General features: G+C 65.5%; 13 protein-coding genes. 8 read left to right on the top strand and 5 right to left on the bottom strand.

Annotated elements, in window-relative coordinates; genetic code table 11:
* Together ACWGLC_RS16485 and ACWGLC_RS16480 are read left to right on the top strand one after the other, a co-directional pair.
* Positions 1-1,011, top strand: a 1,011-nt coding sequence (locus ACWGLC_RS16485; protein ID WP_452100875.1) for an MFS transporter, incomplete at its 5' end; no start/stop codon positions are given.
* Between the two features lie 16 nt (positions 1,012-1,027).
* Positions 1,028-2,038: an ArsO family NAD(P)H-dependent flavin-containing monooxygenase gene (locus tag ACWGLC_RS16480; RefSeq protein ID WP_452100876.1), complete on the top strand. Its 1,011-nt coding sequence runs from the start codon at positions 1,028-1,030 to the stop codon at positions 2,036-2,038.
* Between the two features lie 140 nt (positions 2,039-2,178).
* Here ACWGLC_RS16480 and ACWGLC_RS16475 read toward each other — a convergent pair whose 3' ends face one another.
* The 5 genes from ACWGLC_RS16475 to ACWGLC_RS16455 all read right to left on the bottom strand — a co-directional run bounded on the left by ACWGLC_RS16475 (position 2,179) and on the right by ACWGLC_RS16455 (position 5,863).
* Positions 2,179-3,183 (bottom strand): arsenic resistance protein, encoded by a 1,005-nt coding sequence (locus ACWGLC_RS16475; protein WP_017838569.1) that lies wholly within the window; start codon positions 3,181-3,183, stop codon positions 2,179-2,181.
* 102 nt (positions 3,184-3,285) lie between these two features.
* Positions 3,286-3,882, bottom strand: coding sequence for a cadmium resistance transporter (locus ACWGLC_RS16470; protein ID WP_017838570.1), 597 nt, complete (start codon positions 3,880-3,882; stop codon positions 3,286-3,288).
* Positions 3,879-4,238, bottom strand: a complete 360-nt coding sequence (cmtR, locus tag ACWGLC_RS16465; RefSeq protein ID WP_031265411.1) for a Cd(II)/Pb(II)-sensing metalloregulatory transcriptional regulator CmtR — start codon at positions 4,236-4,238, stop codon at positions 3,879-3,881. Before cmtR (ACWGLC_RS16465) ends, ACWGLC_RS16470 begins: the two co-directional genes overlap by 4 nt.
* 108 nt (positions 4,239-4,346) lie before the next feature.
* Positions 4,347-5,201, bottom strand: coding sequence for a cytochrome c biogenesis CcdA family protein (locus ACWGLC_RS16460; RefSeq protein ID WP_371517683.1), 855 nt, complete (start codon positions 5,199-5,201; stop codon positions 4,347-4,349).
* Between the two features lie 41 nt (positions 5,202-5,242).
* Positions 5,243-5,863: a TlpA disulfide reductase family protein gene (locus ACWGLC_RS16455; protein WP_017838574.1), complete on the bottom strand. Its 621-nt coding sequence runs from the start codon at positions 5,861-5,863 to the stop codon at positions 5,243-5,245.
* A 306-nt stretch (positions 5,864-6,169) separates the two neighbouring features.
* Between ACWGLC_RS16455 and cmtR (ACWGLC_RS16450) the strand changes: the two genes are divergently transcribed.
* The 6 genes from cmtR (ACWGLC_RS16450) (at position 6,170) to ACWGLC_RS16425 (ending at position 13,198) form a co-directional block, all read left to right on the top strand.
* Complete coding sequence (cmtR, locus tag ACWGLC_RS16450; RefSeq protein ID WP_063973160.1) at positions 6,170-6,532, top strand: Cd(II)/Pb(II)-sensing metalloregulatory transcriptional regulator CmtR; 363 nt, start codon at positions 6,170-6,172, stop codon at positions 6,530-6,532.
* Positions 6,529-8,523, top strand: a complete 1,995-nt coding sequence (locus ACWGLC_RS16445) for a heavy metal translocating P-type ATPase (protein WP_031265412.1) — start codon at positions 6,529-6,531, stop codon at positions 8,521-8,523. Before cmtR (ACWGLC_RS16450) ends, ACWGLC_RS16445 begins: the two co-directional genes overlap by 4 nt.
* Before the next feature lie 208 nt (positions 8,524-8,731).
* Positions 8,732-9,109, top strand: coding sequence for an ArsR/SmtB family transcription factor (locus tag ACWGLC_RS16440; RefSeq protein ID WP_042330374.1), 378 nt, complete (start codon positions 8,732-8,734; stop codon positions 9,107-9,109).
* Between the two features lie 6 nt (positions 9,110-9,115).
* Positions 9,116-10,057: a cation diffusion facilitator family transporter gene (locus ACWGLC_RS16435; protein ID WP_017838579.1), complete on the top strand. Its 942-nt coding sequence runs from the start codon at positions 9,116-9,118 to the stop codon at positions 10,055-10,057.
* A gap of 370 nt (positions 10,058-10,427) precedes the next feature.
* Positions 10,428-12,470 (top strand): cytochrome c oxidase assembly protein, encoded by a 2,043-nt coding sequence (locus ACWGLC_RS16430; RefSeq protein WP_063973161.1) that lies wholly within the window; start codon positions 10,428-10,430, stop codon positions 12,468-12,470.
* Between the two features lie 86 nt (positions 12,471-12,556).
* Positions 12,557-13,198 carry a hypothetical protein gene (locus ACWGLC_RS16425; RefSeq protein WP_017838581.1) on the top strand — a complete coding sequence of 214 codons (642 nt, stop codon included), beginning with the start codon at positions 12,557-12,559 and terminating at the stop codon, positions 13,196-13,198.
* Positions 13,199-13,252 lie beyond the last annotated feature (54 nt).

The following is a 13,252-nucleotide window of genomic DNA, read 5'->3' as shown; positions in this document are numbered from 1 at the left end:
GGGCTGGTCGTCTCGGCGATCGCGGGCCTGAAAGTGGGCTCCGTTCTGGATTCCCGAGGGCCACGCACGGTGATGACCCTCGGAGCGGTCATCGGGGTGGCCGCGCTGGCGCTGGTGGCGTGGTCTCCCAACCTGCCCATGTTCTATCTGGCCTGGCTGGTGGCGGGGTTCGCCCAATCGGCTGTCTTGTACCCGCCCGCGTTCGCTGTCATCACTCGCTGGTACGGCCCGCGACGGGTCGGCCCCCTGATGACGCTGACACTCGTCGCCGGGCTTTCCTCCACTGTCTTTGCCCCGCTCACTGCCTACCTGATCGAGCAGTTTGGTTGGCGCACCAGCTACCTCATCATGGCCGGCATCCTCGCCGTCGTATCTGTGCCCCTGCACGCCTTCTTTCTCAACTCCACCTGGTCCGGCACCGGCAGCGAGCCGACCGTGCAGCAGTCCCGAACCGAGATCCGCCAAGTCACCAGAACCCGCCAATTCCTCACCCTGCAAGTAGTGATGACGGTAGCCACGTTCACGCTGTTCGCCGTCACGATCAACCTCATCCCGCTGTTGCTGGAACGAGGAATCGACTACTCGACCGCAGCACTGGCCTTCGGACTGGTGGGCGCAGGACAAGTCATCGGCCGGCTCGGCTACCCATCACTGACCCGAAGAACCACACCCCAACACCGCACACTGGTGATCCTCGGCGCCGGTGCACTCGGCCTGTGGGGTCTGGCGACAATTCCCGGCCCGACCTTGGTACTGATCGCTCTGGCCGTCGGCACGGGCGCGGCCCGCGGCTGTCACACCCTTCTCCAGGCCACCGCCGTCTCCGACCGGTGGGGCACCCAAAACTTCGGCGCCATCAACGCCTTATTCAACGCACCGATGACCGCCGTCACTGCACTCGCGCCCGTGTCCGGACCCCTATTGGCCAGCCTCGTCGGGGGATACCCCGCAATGGCGATCGTCATGGCCGTCCTGCTCACCATGGCCGCAGCACTAAGTGCCCGAACGTGAACAGGAGCTGACCACCATTTGTGCCACATCCCGCCCCGCAGATCACTGCGAGGCAATCATCATCGGCGGTGGGCAAGCAGGTCTGGCCACCGCCTACTACCTGCTGCGGGCAGGCGTGGACATCCTCGTTCTAGATGATCAACCCAACCCCGGCGGGGCATGGTTGCACGTCTGGCCGTCCCTGCGCCTGTTCTCCACCGCTGAGTTCTCCAATCTGCCGGGCTGGCCGATGCCCCCTTATGACGGGTTTCCACCGGCCTGCCATGTCGTGGACTATCTCGCTGCCTATGAACGGCGCTACCGGATTCCGGTCCAGCGCCGCGTCGCGGTCGATGAGGTGACGTACGAGGACGGCATCTACCACGTTCGGGCGGGCACGAAGTCGTGGACGACCGAGAACGTGGTCGCGGCCACCGGGACGTGGTCCGCCCCCTTTGTTCCCTCCTACCCAGGAACCTTCGCCGGCACGCAGTGGCATTCCGCCAACTACCCCGGTGCCACTCCCTTTCGAAGTACCACGGTCGCGGTCGTGGGCGGCGCGAACTCCGGCGCCCAGATCGCCGCAGAACTCACAAGCGTCGCCAAGGTGACCTGGTACACCCGTCAGCCACCACGCTGGATGCCCGATGAGGTCGATGGACGAGTACTGTTTCGCCGCAACCGACTACGTGCCCTTGCCCTGCAGCGCGGGGAGCCCGACCCCGGGACAGACTCAGCCTTAGGAGACATCGTCGTCCTGCCCGAGGTGCGCCGCGCTCGGGACACCGGACGGCTGCAGGCCACGCCGATGTTCACCTCACTGGATGAGATCGACGCCGATCACCTGATCTGGTGCACGGGTTTTCGCTCCGCGATCGGGCCGATACGCCGGTTGCTCGACCACGGTCGACCAAAGCATCCGGGCCTCCATGTGGTCGGCTACGGCGACTGGACCGGTCCCGGAGCGGCAACGATCACCGGTGTGGGGCCCTATGCCAAACAGGCTGCCCGGAGAATCGCCGCATCAGTTGGCAGAACCGTGAAATAGGCGCAGCCACCACCAGAGTGATCTCCCTCGGGGGTGAGGGGAGTGCGAGCTATGCCGCCAGTTCGGCGGGGCTCGGATCCCTCCCGTTGGTTATTACGCGCCCTGGGCTGGTGTCGGTCCCCACAGGGCCTGTGCGGACATCAGGGCGGGTTGCCCTTGGGAGCTGGCGAAGTTGTTAGGGAGCGGGCTCCAGGGTGGTGTGGAATGAGGCGGGGTATGAGCCGGACGTAGGTGACCATGCCGACGAGTTCGACGAGGGTTTGGGTGACCACGACGACCGCGACCAGGGCAAATGGGTCGGGCAGGGCCAGGGCGAGGGGCAGTATGACCAGCGAGTTGCGGGTCGCCCCGGAGAAGACCAACGCCCGTGTCGACGGGGCATCCTGGCTGAAGACCCGGCCGGTGAGGATTCCCAAGGGGATCATCACGACCAGGAAGCCGACATAGACCGGGATGACCCGCAGCAGTGAGGACAGATCCGTCCGGACGGCGTCGACTTGCGAGGCAATCACGACGGCGAGGGTGGCCATCATCAGCGGCACCATCAGTGACTCCATCGCGTCCATGAGCTTCCGGGCGGAGGCGGACCGTGCGGCCAGGTACTGCGTGATGGCCGCCAGAACCAAGGGTGTGACGATCAATAACAGGAAGGCCTCAAGGAACGGGGCGACGTCCAAGACCTCGAACAGGCTGGGGCCCATAAATAGGCCCAGGTAGGCAGGCAGCAACAGCATCTGCACGAGCATCAGCAGCGGGGCCGCGGCCAGTAGCCGGTCGTGCGCGGAGCCAGCTAACCCGGAGAAGACGATGACGTAGTCGATGCACGGGGCAAGCAGCACCAGCAATACACCCAGCAGCAGGGCCTGGTCGTCAGCGACGAACCGGGAGAGCCCGTAGACCACGACCGGGACGATGGCGAAATTCAGCACCAACAGCCCGGCCAGGAACCGGCCGTCACGCAGCGCGCGACCGAGCCGGGTCAGCGGCACGCCCAGGAATGTGGCGTACAGCAGCACCATCAGTACCGGGTTGATTGCCTGCTCCAGACCCGGGGCGGCGGAAGGGGTGGCCAGCCCGAACACGGCACCGACCCCCAGGGCCACCAGGTACAGGGGTATCTGCCACCGCTCCAGCCACGTGATCATTGTTCGTCCTCCTCGGGACAGGGCCTTGCCTTCGGCCTCACGTCGCTGACGATCCTGGTCGGCAGTGGCAGTGAGAGTGGGCGGCGGGAGGGCCGGCCGTGATTAGAGTCCGAAGGCTCCGCCGCTGACCAGGATAAAGATGCCCAGGCCGATCAGGACAATGGGGAACAAGATGTGTTCCCAGCGTTCTAAAGCCTCGGCGACTGGCCGACGGGTGGCCACGAACTTGGCCAGGCCCACCAGGACCGAGACCAGAACCAGGAACACGACGCAGTAGGCCACCACGGCTCCCGGGCCGACGCTGAGGAAGACTGGGACGTAGACGCCGATGTTGTCCCCGCCGTTGGCGAAGGTCACCGCGGCCACGGTCCACACGGTCACGTTCTTACCTTCGATTTTGGCGTCGTCGTCGTCATCGTCCCCACGCCAGGCCTGCCACGCGGCCCATAGTCCCAGGCCTAATGGGATCAGCCCGAAGTACGGGATGGCCTCCGAGGGCAAAAATGTCCCGGCGCCCAAGGCCACGAGCACAGCGGCGCCGAGGATGCCTAGGAATCCAAGGTACTGGCCGACCAGGATGCGTGCGGTGGTGCCGCGTTGGCCTGCGCCGCGGGCGAAGAACAGTGAGAGGACGATGATGTCGTCGATATTGGTGGCGATGAACAGACCGATCGCCTGCAGGGCTGAGGACAGGATCACCCCTGCACCTCCGTGGCGTAACAACCCGGCACCGAACAGGCCGGGTCCAGGCAGGAGGCGTTTTCATTGACTGCGAGGGTGACCTCGACCAGGGAGGCCAACGCCCGCGCCAGGTGCGGATCAGCGATCTCGTACCGGGTCTGGCGGCCTTCGGGCACGGCGACCGCGATGCCACAGTCGCGCAGGCACGCTAGATGGTTCGACACGTTCGAACGCGTCAGTTCCAGATCGCGGGCCAGCTCCGCCGGGTAGGCCGTCCGCTCCAGCAGGGTCAGCAGTATCCGCGACCGGGTGGGGTCGGCCATCGCCCGCCCCAACCGGTTCATCACATCCACACAAGACGATATAGTCAGCATTCACTGAACTGTACAGTAGGCGCTGAACTGACTGGGCGTCTGAACAGGTTAGACATTTCTGGGCTCTGTGACTCGGGCGCTACCGCCCCGGAAGGGCCGCGCAGAAGGTTAAATCGGCAGCGTCGTGCCGGTGATTGCGAAGTCCCGTAGCCAACTGATGAACAGTGCCCACACGCCACTGAACAGTGCTATGCCCACTGCGATGAGTAGGAGGCCGCCGATGATCTGGATTCGTCGAGTGTTGCGTTGTAGCCAGCCGACGGTTCGGATTGCCCAGGTGGAGCTCCAGGCGACGAGGATGAATGGCAGCCCCAGCCCGAGGCAGTAGGCGACGATGAGCATGACACCGCGCGTGCCGCTGAAGCCGCTTCCGGCGGCGACGGACAGTGCGGCGGCGAGCGTTGGTCCGAGGCAGGGTGTCCAGCCGAGGGCGAACACTCCGCCCAGGAGAGGCGCGCCGACCCAGGTAGAGACAGCCTTCGGCTGGAATCGGGTATCTCGTTGCAGCACCGGTACGAAGCCGATGAAGACCAAACCCATGAGGATGGTGATGACCCCGCCGATGCGCTGGAGCAACTCCTCGTGTGGTGCGAGGTATTGAACCGTTCCGAGGACCATTGCGCTAAGCGAGACGAACACAACGGTGAACCCGCCAACGAAGAGCAGAGATGCCCCGACGACCCGGTAGCGCGAGCGTTGTCTGGCCTTCTTTTCCTCGAGAGTGATCGTTCGCGACTCGCTGTGGCGCTGTTCGGCCTGCGCCACGGTGACCGGTGGTCGCTCGGCGCCGACGACGCTAGCGAGGTAGGCGAGATAGCCGGGGATGAGCGGGACCACACATGGCGAGGCGAACGAGACCAGACCGGCTAGTAGGCAGGCGCCGAGGGCGAGCAGAAGGGGTCCGCTGGCCGCTGTCTGTTGGAACGCCGAACCGATACCCTGCGCGAGCACCAGGCCGTCCATCGGCGGCATGGCACCGGCGAAGACGAGGTCGGCAACATTCGTCACGGCGTGGCACTCTCCTCGTCGGCCACCAATTCGGCGATGACGTCCCGAAGTTGGTAATCGGTGACCGCCGCCAAATACACGGCGGCCACCCGGTGTTGCCGGTCAAGCACGAGGGTTGTCGGCACGATCGAGGTGGGAAAGCCGCGAAGTGCACCTACGGCCGCGTTGGACGGGTCCCAGATCGACGGGTAGGTAAGGCCGTTGTCGCGCACGAAGTCGACCGGCTTATCGCGATTGGGATCACGCACGTTGATCCCGAGCACGGTGGCGCCCTGGGATTCGAACTCCTCCTGAAGGCGCTGAAGATCGTCGACCTCGGTGCGGCAAGGCCCACACCATTGGCCCCACGTATTGAGGATCACCACCTCGCCCTTGTAGTCAGCGAGCCCGATGGTCTGGTCTGGGTCAAGCAGATCCGGCCCGGCGAGTTCGGCAACCGGTTTCCGTTCTTCCTCGGGGTAGTGGATCTCCAGCTGTCCATCTGGACTGACGAACTCAAACGTGCCGCCCTGCGCGACCGCATCGGTGCCACTCCCACAACCGGAGAGGACAAAGGCGCCCGCACACAGGGCCGCCCAGAGGCGCGCGCGGAAACCGATTGCTCGGATACTGCCCATGCTTTTCACTCCGGTCTGCGACGGGTCATTGCCCCCTCGGCTCCGAACCGGCGGTGCCGCACGGGGTGGCTCTCTCGAACACCAGTGACGTGACCGGCACTGGCGAGATGTTCCCGCTGTCCGATCGTGCCATAGCCACTATCCGCCCTGTTAAACGCCCCAGAACGGCGCGGCAAGCGGGTGGGTTCCGGGGGTAGGCCAGGTACACCTGTGCCCATTGACTGTGTTGGCCTTGCGGTTTCGTCGTCTTTAGATGCGTGGTCACACCGCTAGGGACAGTTCACTGAGTCCTGTACTATTCAGTGCATGCTGACTGTTGCTTCGCGTCAAGGTGTGATGAACCGACTCGGTCGTGCGATGGCCGACCCGACTCGTTCTCGAATTCTCATGAGGCTGCTGGATGGGCCCGTGTATCCCGCCGAGATTGCCCAGGAGCTGGGGTTGACGCGTTCAAATGTGTCGAATCATCTCGCCTGTCTCAGGGATTGCGGGATCGTCGTGGTTGAACTCGAGGGTCGGCAGAATCGGTACGAGATCGTCGATGCCCATCTGGCACGTGCGTTGAACGCCTTGGTCGAGACGACTCTTGCCGTTGACGAGAACGCGCCCTGTCTGGACATGCAGTGTCCGGTCGAGGGTTGCTGCAGTTCGGAAGGGGGTCGGCGGTGACAACGTCCGCGTGTGGTTGTGAGCCGGCCGGGCCAGTGGCCGGCCCTGACGAGTCCGCTTCGTGGTGGCGCAACGGTGCCGTCCTCATCCCGGTGTTCTCTGGCCTGACGCTCCTGCTGGGTGTGATCCTCGAGTGGCTCGCCAACGGCCCCGGGGCGGAGACTGCAGCGGCGTGGCTGTTCTGGACCGCTCTCCTTCTGGGCGCCTCGCAGTTTGTTCCAGGCGCGGTGCGGGGTCTGCTCGTCCGGGGTCGGTTGAGTATCGGGCTGCTGATGACGATCAGCGCCGCCGGTGCGGTCGGGCTCGGGTTCATCGAGGAGGCCGCCGCTCTGGCCTTCTTGTACTCCATCGTCGAGGCGCTGGAGGATCGGGCGATGGACAAGGCCCGCTCGGGCTTGCGGGCCCTGTTGGCGCTGATTCCCTCCAGTGCCACCGTCCTCGGCGCCACCGGGGGCACCCGCACCGTGCCCGTTGAGTCTCTGGAACGCGGCGATGTGCTGCGTCTGGTCGCCGGCGAACGTTTGGCCACCGACGGGATCGTTCGTGTCGGGCAGAGCAGCCTGGATGTCTCGGCGATCACGGGTGAATCCATTCCCGTCGAGGTCGGGCCCGGTGACGCGGTGTTGGCCGGCTCGATCAACACCTCCGGCGTCCTGGAGGTCGAGGCCACCGCCGCAGGGACAGACAATTCCTTGACCACAGTGGTCGAACTGGTTGAGCAGGCACAGACAGAGAAGGGGGAGCGGGCACGTATCGCCGACCGCCTGGCCCGCCCGCTGGTGCCGGGTGTTCTCATCCTGGCTGCTCTGGTCGCCCTGATCGGCTCGATCTTCGGAGATTCCGGACTGTGGATCGAGCGAGCACTGGTGGTACTGGTCGCCGCTTCGCCGTGCGCACTGGCGATCTCGGTGCCGATTACGGTCGTCTCCGCGATCGGTGCGGCCAGCAAGTTCGGGGTGATCATCAAATCCGGTGCCGCGTTCGAGCGCATGGGCTACCTCCGGCATGTGGCAGTGGACAAGACCGGCACCTTGACCCGAAACCAGCCCACCGTCACGCAGGTCCTCACCACTGGCAACGCTGCCCAGGACGAGGTCCTGAGCTGGGCGGCCGCTCTGGAAACCCACAGCACCCACCCGCTGGCCGCAGCGATCACCGCCGCAGCTACCGAGGTCCCCGCCGCATCGGCGGTCACCGAGTCCGCGGGCGCGGGAATCGCCGGCCTTATCGATGGCGCGCACATCGCCGTCGGCAGCCCGCGCTGGCTCGACCCAGGTCCTCTGGCAGATCACGTTCACGCGATGGAGGCCCGCGGCATCACCGTGGTGGTCGTCCACCGCGACGACCACCCGGTCGGGGCCATCGGGGTGCGCGACGAGCTGCGTCCAGAGGCCGGCGAGGCCATGACGTCGCTGGCGTCGAGGGGTATGGGCGTGACGATGCTTACCGGCGACAACGCCCGCACCGCTGATGCACTGGCCGTCGAGGCGGGGATCACCGACGTGCGTGCCGAGCTGCGTCCGCAGGACAAGGCGCAGGCAATCGCCGAGTTGCGTGCCGACGGCCGGGGGCCAGTGGCGATGATCGGCGACGGTGTCAACGACGCCCCCGCGCTCGCCTCGGCGGACATCGGAATCGCCATGGGGGCCACCGGCTCCGACGCAGCGGTCGAGTCGGCGGATGTCGCATTCACCGGCGATGACTTGCGACTGATCCCGCGCGCCATAGACCACGCCCGCCGCGGTCGTCGCGTCATCAATCAGAACATCATCCTGTCCTTGGCGATCATCATCGTTCTGCTTCCACTGGCGATCACCGGAATTCTGGGACTCGCAGCGGTCGTCCTGGTCCACGAGGTCGCCGAAGTCTTCGTGATACTCAATGGCCTGCGTGCCGCACGCACCAGGCAGCTCGAGCGACCCTCGAGCCCAAGAACTGCCGACCGCGACGACAGCCGGCACATGCACCAGCTGGCACCGCTCCCTCATTGACACTGTGCCCGCGTGCCCCGCACCGCACACCGCCGGAAAAAAACGACGGCAACCATCACAACACTCGGTATCGACCGGACGGCCTTGCGCTGCGCCCCGGCATCGACGGGAGGGCATCAGCTGCCAGGCACGACTGAGCAAGAACAATGCGTACACCGATGGCCGAGACCCACCCGAACTTATCGACGGTTCGTGCTAACATCGCTCTATGGCGATCAATTATGGGGTGCCCGATTCAGTGACGTTCGAGGATCGAAACACCTATGCAGCGTTGTTCCATGCTCTGGCAGAACCAACTCGACTGGCGTTGTTGGAGCATCTGGTCAGTGGTGAGCATCGGGTTCGGGATCTGGTCGATCACATGCATCTGGCACAGTCCACGGTGAGCAAGCACCTGGCTTGCCTGCGGGATTGCGGGTTAGTCAGAATGCGGATCGAGGGGCGCTCCTCGTGGTTCTCGCTGGCTGAGCCGGCCCGGCTGGCGGACCTGGTGGAAGCCGCCGATGCGCTGTTGAGTGCGTCCGGGGTGTCGCCGTCGCTGCGCGATCACCAGGACCACCCCGACCTTGACCTCGGGCAGGAGTGAGTCGAGATGGGGCATAGCCACGGTCACGACCATGGAAGTACTTCTCCCCAGGCCGATCGCGGGACGCGTCGTCGGCTGCTGATCGCGTTCTGCATCACCGCGATCATCGTGGTGGCCCAAGCGGTGGGCAGCGTGGTCACTGGCAGTCTCGCGTTGTTGACCGACACCGCTCATGCATTGGCTGATGCGTCGGGATTGTTGGTTGCGGTCATAGCCGCGACGATGATGCTGCGTCCACCGAGCAGTAAACGGACCTGGGGATTCGCCCGGATCGAAGTCATCGCCGCACTAGGGCAAGCTGTCCTGCTGATCGTCGTCGGTAGCTATGCCGCGATCGAAGGCGTCCGCAGACTCTTCGAGCCGGCGGACGTGCCCGGTACCGAACTGCTGGTGTTCGGCGTGATCGGCCTGATCGCCAATATCGCCGCCATTGTGGTGCTGGCCTCCAGGCGAGGCGACAACTTCAACATGCGGGCGGCATTTCTGGAGGTGCTCAACGACGCTTTGGGGTCGGTGGGGGTGATCGTTGCGGCGATCGTCATCAACACCACCGGTTTCCAGCGAGCCGACACCATTGCCGCGCTGTTCATCGCCGCCTTGATCATCCCGCGCGCGTTCACGCTTCTGCGGCAGACGGTTCGGGTGCTGATGGAGTACGCGCCTACGGGGCTCGATCTGGATGAGGTTCGGGATCACATACTGGAGCTGGACCATGTTCGGGACGTGCACGACTTGCACGCATCCATGATTGGGACCGGCCTGCCGGTCATCTCCGCGCATGTCGTGATCGATGATCAGTGCTTCGAATCCGGTCACGCCCCGCAGATCCTGGAGGAGATCCTCACCTGCGTCAAGGAGCATTTCCCCGTCTCCATTGACCATGCCACCATTCAACTGGAGACTGCCGCCGTGCGTGACCGTGAATCTCCCGCAGTCCGACACGCTTGACCCGCTACGAGCCGGAGATGAACGGTTCACATTTCTGCACGATGGGTAGTGCGGGTCCGGCCAGCGGACTTGCTCGGCGCGGCGGCAGGAAAGGGATCGGCGGGCGCGGAGACGGCCACCAATGCGGGTGAAGGTACGACCCTGAAGGCCTCGGCAGGCTGGCCGACCCACGCGATCACCGCCCGAACCCGAGACTGTCTGATCAGCTGAGGCCCGGAGTCCGAGAGAGCGGCGGCCGAGTGGGCGCATGCGAGCAGGCCCGGTAGTCCGCCGGCAGGTGGACGGCCCGCATGAAACGTCGCCGGTCACGGGGGTGCGCAGAGCAGGCGCGAATCGGACCCCGGGATACCCGCTTCCTACGATAGGGATCATGTCGCCGTCGTCGAAGGCACCCTCGTCCAAAGCTTCCGCCACCGCCAGACCGCTGCGTACCCGCGGTGTGGTGCCGGTCGTGGTGCTGCTCGCGGTCGTGGCGGCAGGTGTGGTGGTCCCGCTCTCGCGAATGTCCACGGACCTGGCACTCGAGCTCCTCGGCGTCCCGAACCCGGGCCTGCTCACCACCGCCGGGCTCCCGGCGGTCCGCGCGATCGCCGAGCTGCTGGCATCGGTGGCGGTGGGAATGGCGCTGTTCGCCGCGTTCTTCACCCCGCCGCAGAAAGACAAGACCCTCGACGTGGACGGCTACCGCGCACAGCAGATCTCCTCGTGGATCAACATCGCGTGGGCGATCGCGGCGGCCCTGCTCATCCCGCTGACCCTGTCGGATGTGTCCGGGCGCACGCTCTGGCAGTCCCTGCCGCCGGACCAGTGGATCGTGGCGATCACTCAGATCGAGGTGGCGTCCTCGTGGCGCTGGGCCGCGATCATTGCACTGGTCGCCGGGATCGGGCAGCGGCTCACCGTGAGCTGGCGCTGGTCGGTCATCTGGCTGGGGGTCACGGTGCTCTCGCTCCTGCCCGTTGCCGCGACGGGCCACGCCTCGGGCGGCACCGCCCACGACATCGCCGCCAACTCGCTGATTATCCACCTGTTCGCTGCCGCGTTCTACGTCGGTGGGCTCGTCGCGGTGATCGCCCACGCGATGCGTGGCGGGGGCCGGGTAGCGCTTTCATTGCGCCGCTATTCGGTGGTGGCCACGGTGGCGATCGTCGCGCTCGGGCTGACCGGGATCATCAACGGGCTGGTCCGTCTGCACCCCGCCGACCTGTTGTCTTCGACCTACGGGCTGCTGATTGTGGCCAAAGCGTTGTGCCTGGCACTGTTGGCGGTGTTCGGGCTGGCGGTGCGCCGGCGCATCATCAACCGCATCGAGGGAACGTCGGCCAACGCCCCGGTGGACCGCGGCACGCTGCTGCGCATCGGACTGGTCGAAACGGTGATCATGGCGGGCACCCTGGGTCTGTCGGTCTCGCTCGGCCGCACCCCGCCCCCGGCACCGCTCTATGTGCCCACCCGGCAGGAGTCGCTGCTGGGTTTTGAGTTGCCGGGGCCGTTCTCCTTCGAGACGGTGTTCGGTCTGTGGCGCTTCGACCTGGTGCTGGGTCTGGCCTCGGTGATCCTGCTCGGGCTCTACGTGTGGGGGCTGATCACCCTGCGCCGACGCGGCGACTCCTGGCCGGTGGGACGAACCGTGGCGTGGGTGCTCGGGTGCGTGCTGCTGTTCCTGACCACCAGCTCCGGTATGGGGATGTACATGATGGCCGACTTCTCCAGCCACATGGTCGGGCACATGCTCATCTCGATGCTCGTTCCGGTCCTGCTCGCCCTAGGCGGGCCGCTGACACTGGCACTGCGGGCGCTCCCGGCGGCGGGCCGCGGCAACCCGCCGGGACCACGCGAGTGGATCGTGGAGTTCATCAACAACCCGCTCTCCCGATTCCTCACCCACCCGATCGTCGCCTCGGTGCAGTTCGTGGCCGGGTTCTACCTGATCTACTTCGGAGGGTTCTACGAGACGCTGGCCTCCGAGCACCTGGGCCACATGTTCATGAACGTGCACTTCCTCATCAGCGGCTACCTGTTCTACTGGGTGATCATCGGCGTGGACGCGGCGCCGCGGCACTTCTCGCCCTTCTACAAGCTCATGGTGCTGCTCGGTTCGCTACCGTTCCACGCCTTCTTCGGCATCGTGCTCATGAACTACAAGACCGTGCTGGCCGAGAGCTGGTACTCGGGGATCGGGCTGCCCTGGGTCCCGGATCTGCTGCAGAGCCAGCAGGTCGGCGGCGGGGTGGCGTGGGCGGCGGGGGAGATCCCGCTGTTCATCGTCATGCTCGCCCTGGCCTGGCAGTGGTTCCAGACGGACATGCGTGAGGCGCGGAGGGGGGAGCGGCAGGCCGAGCGGGACGACGACGCCGAGCTCAAGGCCTATAACGACATGCTCCGCGAGATGTCCCAGACCGACCGGAAGTAGGGGACAAGCGGACCCTCGTCGTCGAGGATGGTTCCCTCACACCCCCTTGTTCGTCCCCCAGGCACGTCGGCGATAGGAGCGAGCCCATGAACGAGATGGCCGCCCGCCGCAACATCCCCAACCCCACCAACCGGCGGGTGCGACAACCCGGTGGTCTCCACCTCAGTGGCGAGCAACCCCGCTACCAGGACCACGACACCGATCACGGCGAGGGGAAACAGAGAATGGGCGACGAACTGAGTCACAGCGCACGTAATCAGGCCGAGTTCACACGCTCGCACTGGCGGGCGATGCGAGAATTCGTGCTCGTCGGCCTCACCGCCATCATCGCGGGCGGCCTTGTCGCCGCGGTCACCGGTCCCACCGGTTTCGATGAGGGTTCCTGGGTGGCGGCCTACCTGGTGCTAGTTGCGGGGGTGGCCCAGGTAGGGCTGGGCGTCGGACAGGCACTGCTTACTGGCGGCACACTGTTCGGTCGCCTGCGTGTTGTCCAGCTTCTCGCCTACAACTTGGCCAACAGTGCGGTACTCGGTGGCACCCTGACCGGCTCCGTGATCGTGGTGGCCGCGGGCGGTGTGCTGTTGCTGATATCGCTCACGTTGTTCCTGGCCACTGTGCGTCACGCGCGCCCGCGTACGTGGTATCTCGTGCTCTACCGGATTGTCATTGCCAGCCTCGCAGTGAGTGTGCCGGTGGGCGTCGTCTTGTCAGTTGTTCGTCACAGTTAGAAGCCCAGTGTGGGGGAGCCAGGGCCTTGTCGGCCAGCCTGCGCCGTCAGAGTT

This window comes from Dietzia sp. NPDC055877 (assembly GCF_053615975.1).
This window is presented reverse-complemented; position numbering and strand designations above follow the sequence as displayed.

Excerpts from the sequence above, each read along its gene's own strand:
- ACWGLC_RS16475 (WP_017838569.1), bottom strand. The coding sequence starts at position 3,183 with ATGATCACGTGGCTGGAGCGGTGGCAGATACCCCTGTACCTGGTGGCC.
- ACWGLC_RS16425 (WP_017838581.1), top strand. The coding sequence starts at position 12,557 with ATGAACGAGATGGCCGCCCGCCGCAACATCCCCAACCCCACCAACCGG.
- ACWGLC_RS16460 (WP_371517683.1), bottom strand. The coding sequence starts at position 5,201 with ATGGACGGCCTGGTGCTCGCGCAGGGTATCGGTTCGGCGTTCCAACAG.
- ACWGLC_RS16455 (WP_017838574.1), bottom strand. The coding sequence starts at position 5,863 with ATGGGCAGTATCCGAGCAATCGGTTTCCGCGCGCGCCTCTGGGCGGCC.
- ACWGLC_RS16430 (WP_063973161.1), top strand. The coding sequence starts at position 10,428 with ATGTCGCCGTCGTCGAAGGCACCCTCGTCCAAAGCTTCCGCCACCGCC.
- cmtR (WP_063973160.1), top strand. The coding sequence starts at position 6,170 with ATGCTGACTGTTGCTTCGCGTCAAGGTGTGATGAACCGACTCGGTCGT.
- ACWGLC_RS16440 (WP_042330374.1), top strand. The coding sequence starts at position 8,732 with ATGGCGATCAATTATGGGGTGCCCGATTCAGTGACGTTCGAGGATCGA.
- ACWGLC_RS16435 (WP_017838579.1), top strand. The coding sequence starts at position 9,116 with ATGGGGCATAGCCACGGTCACGACCATGGAAGTACTTCTCCCCAGGCC.
- cmtR (WP_031265411.1), bottom strand. The coding sequence starts at position 4,238 with ATGCTGACTATATCGTCTTGTGTGGATGTGATGAACCGGTTGGGGCGG.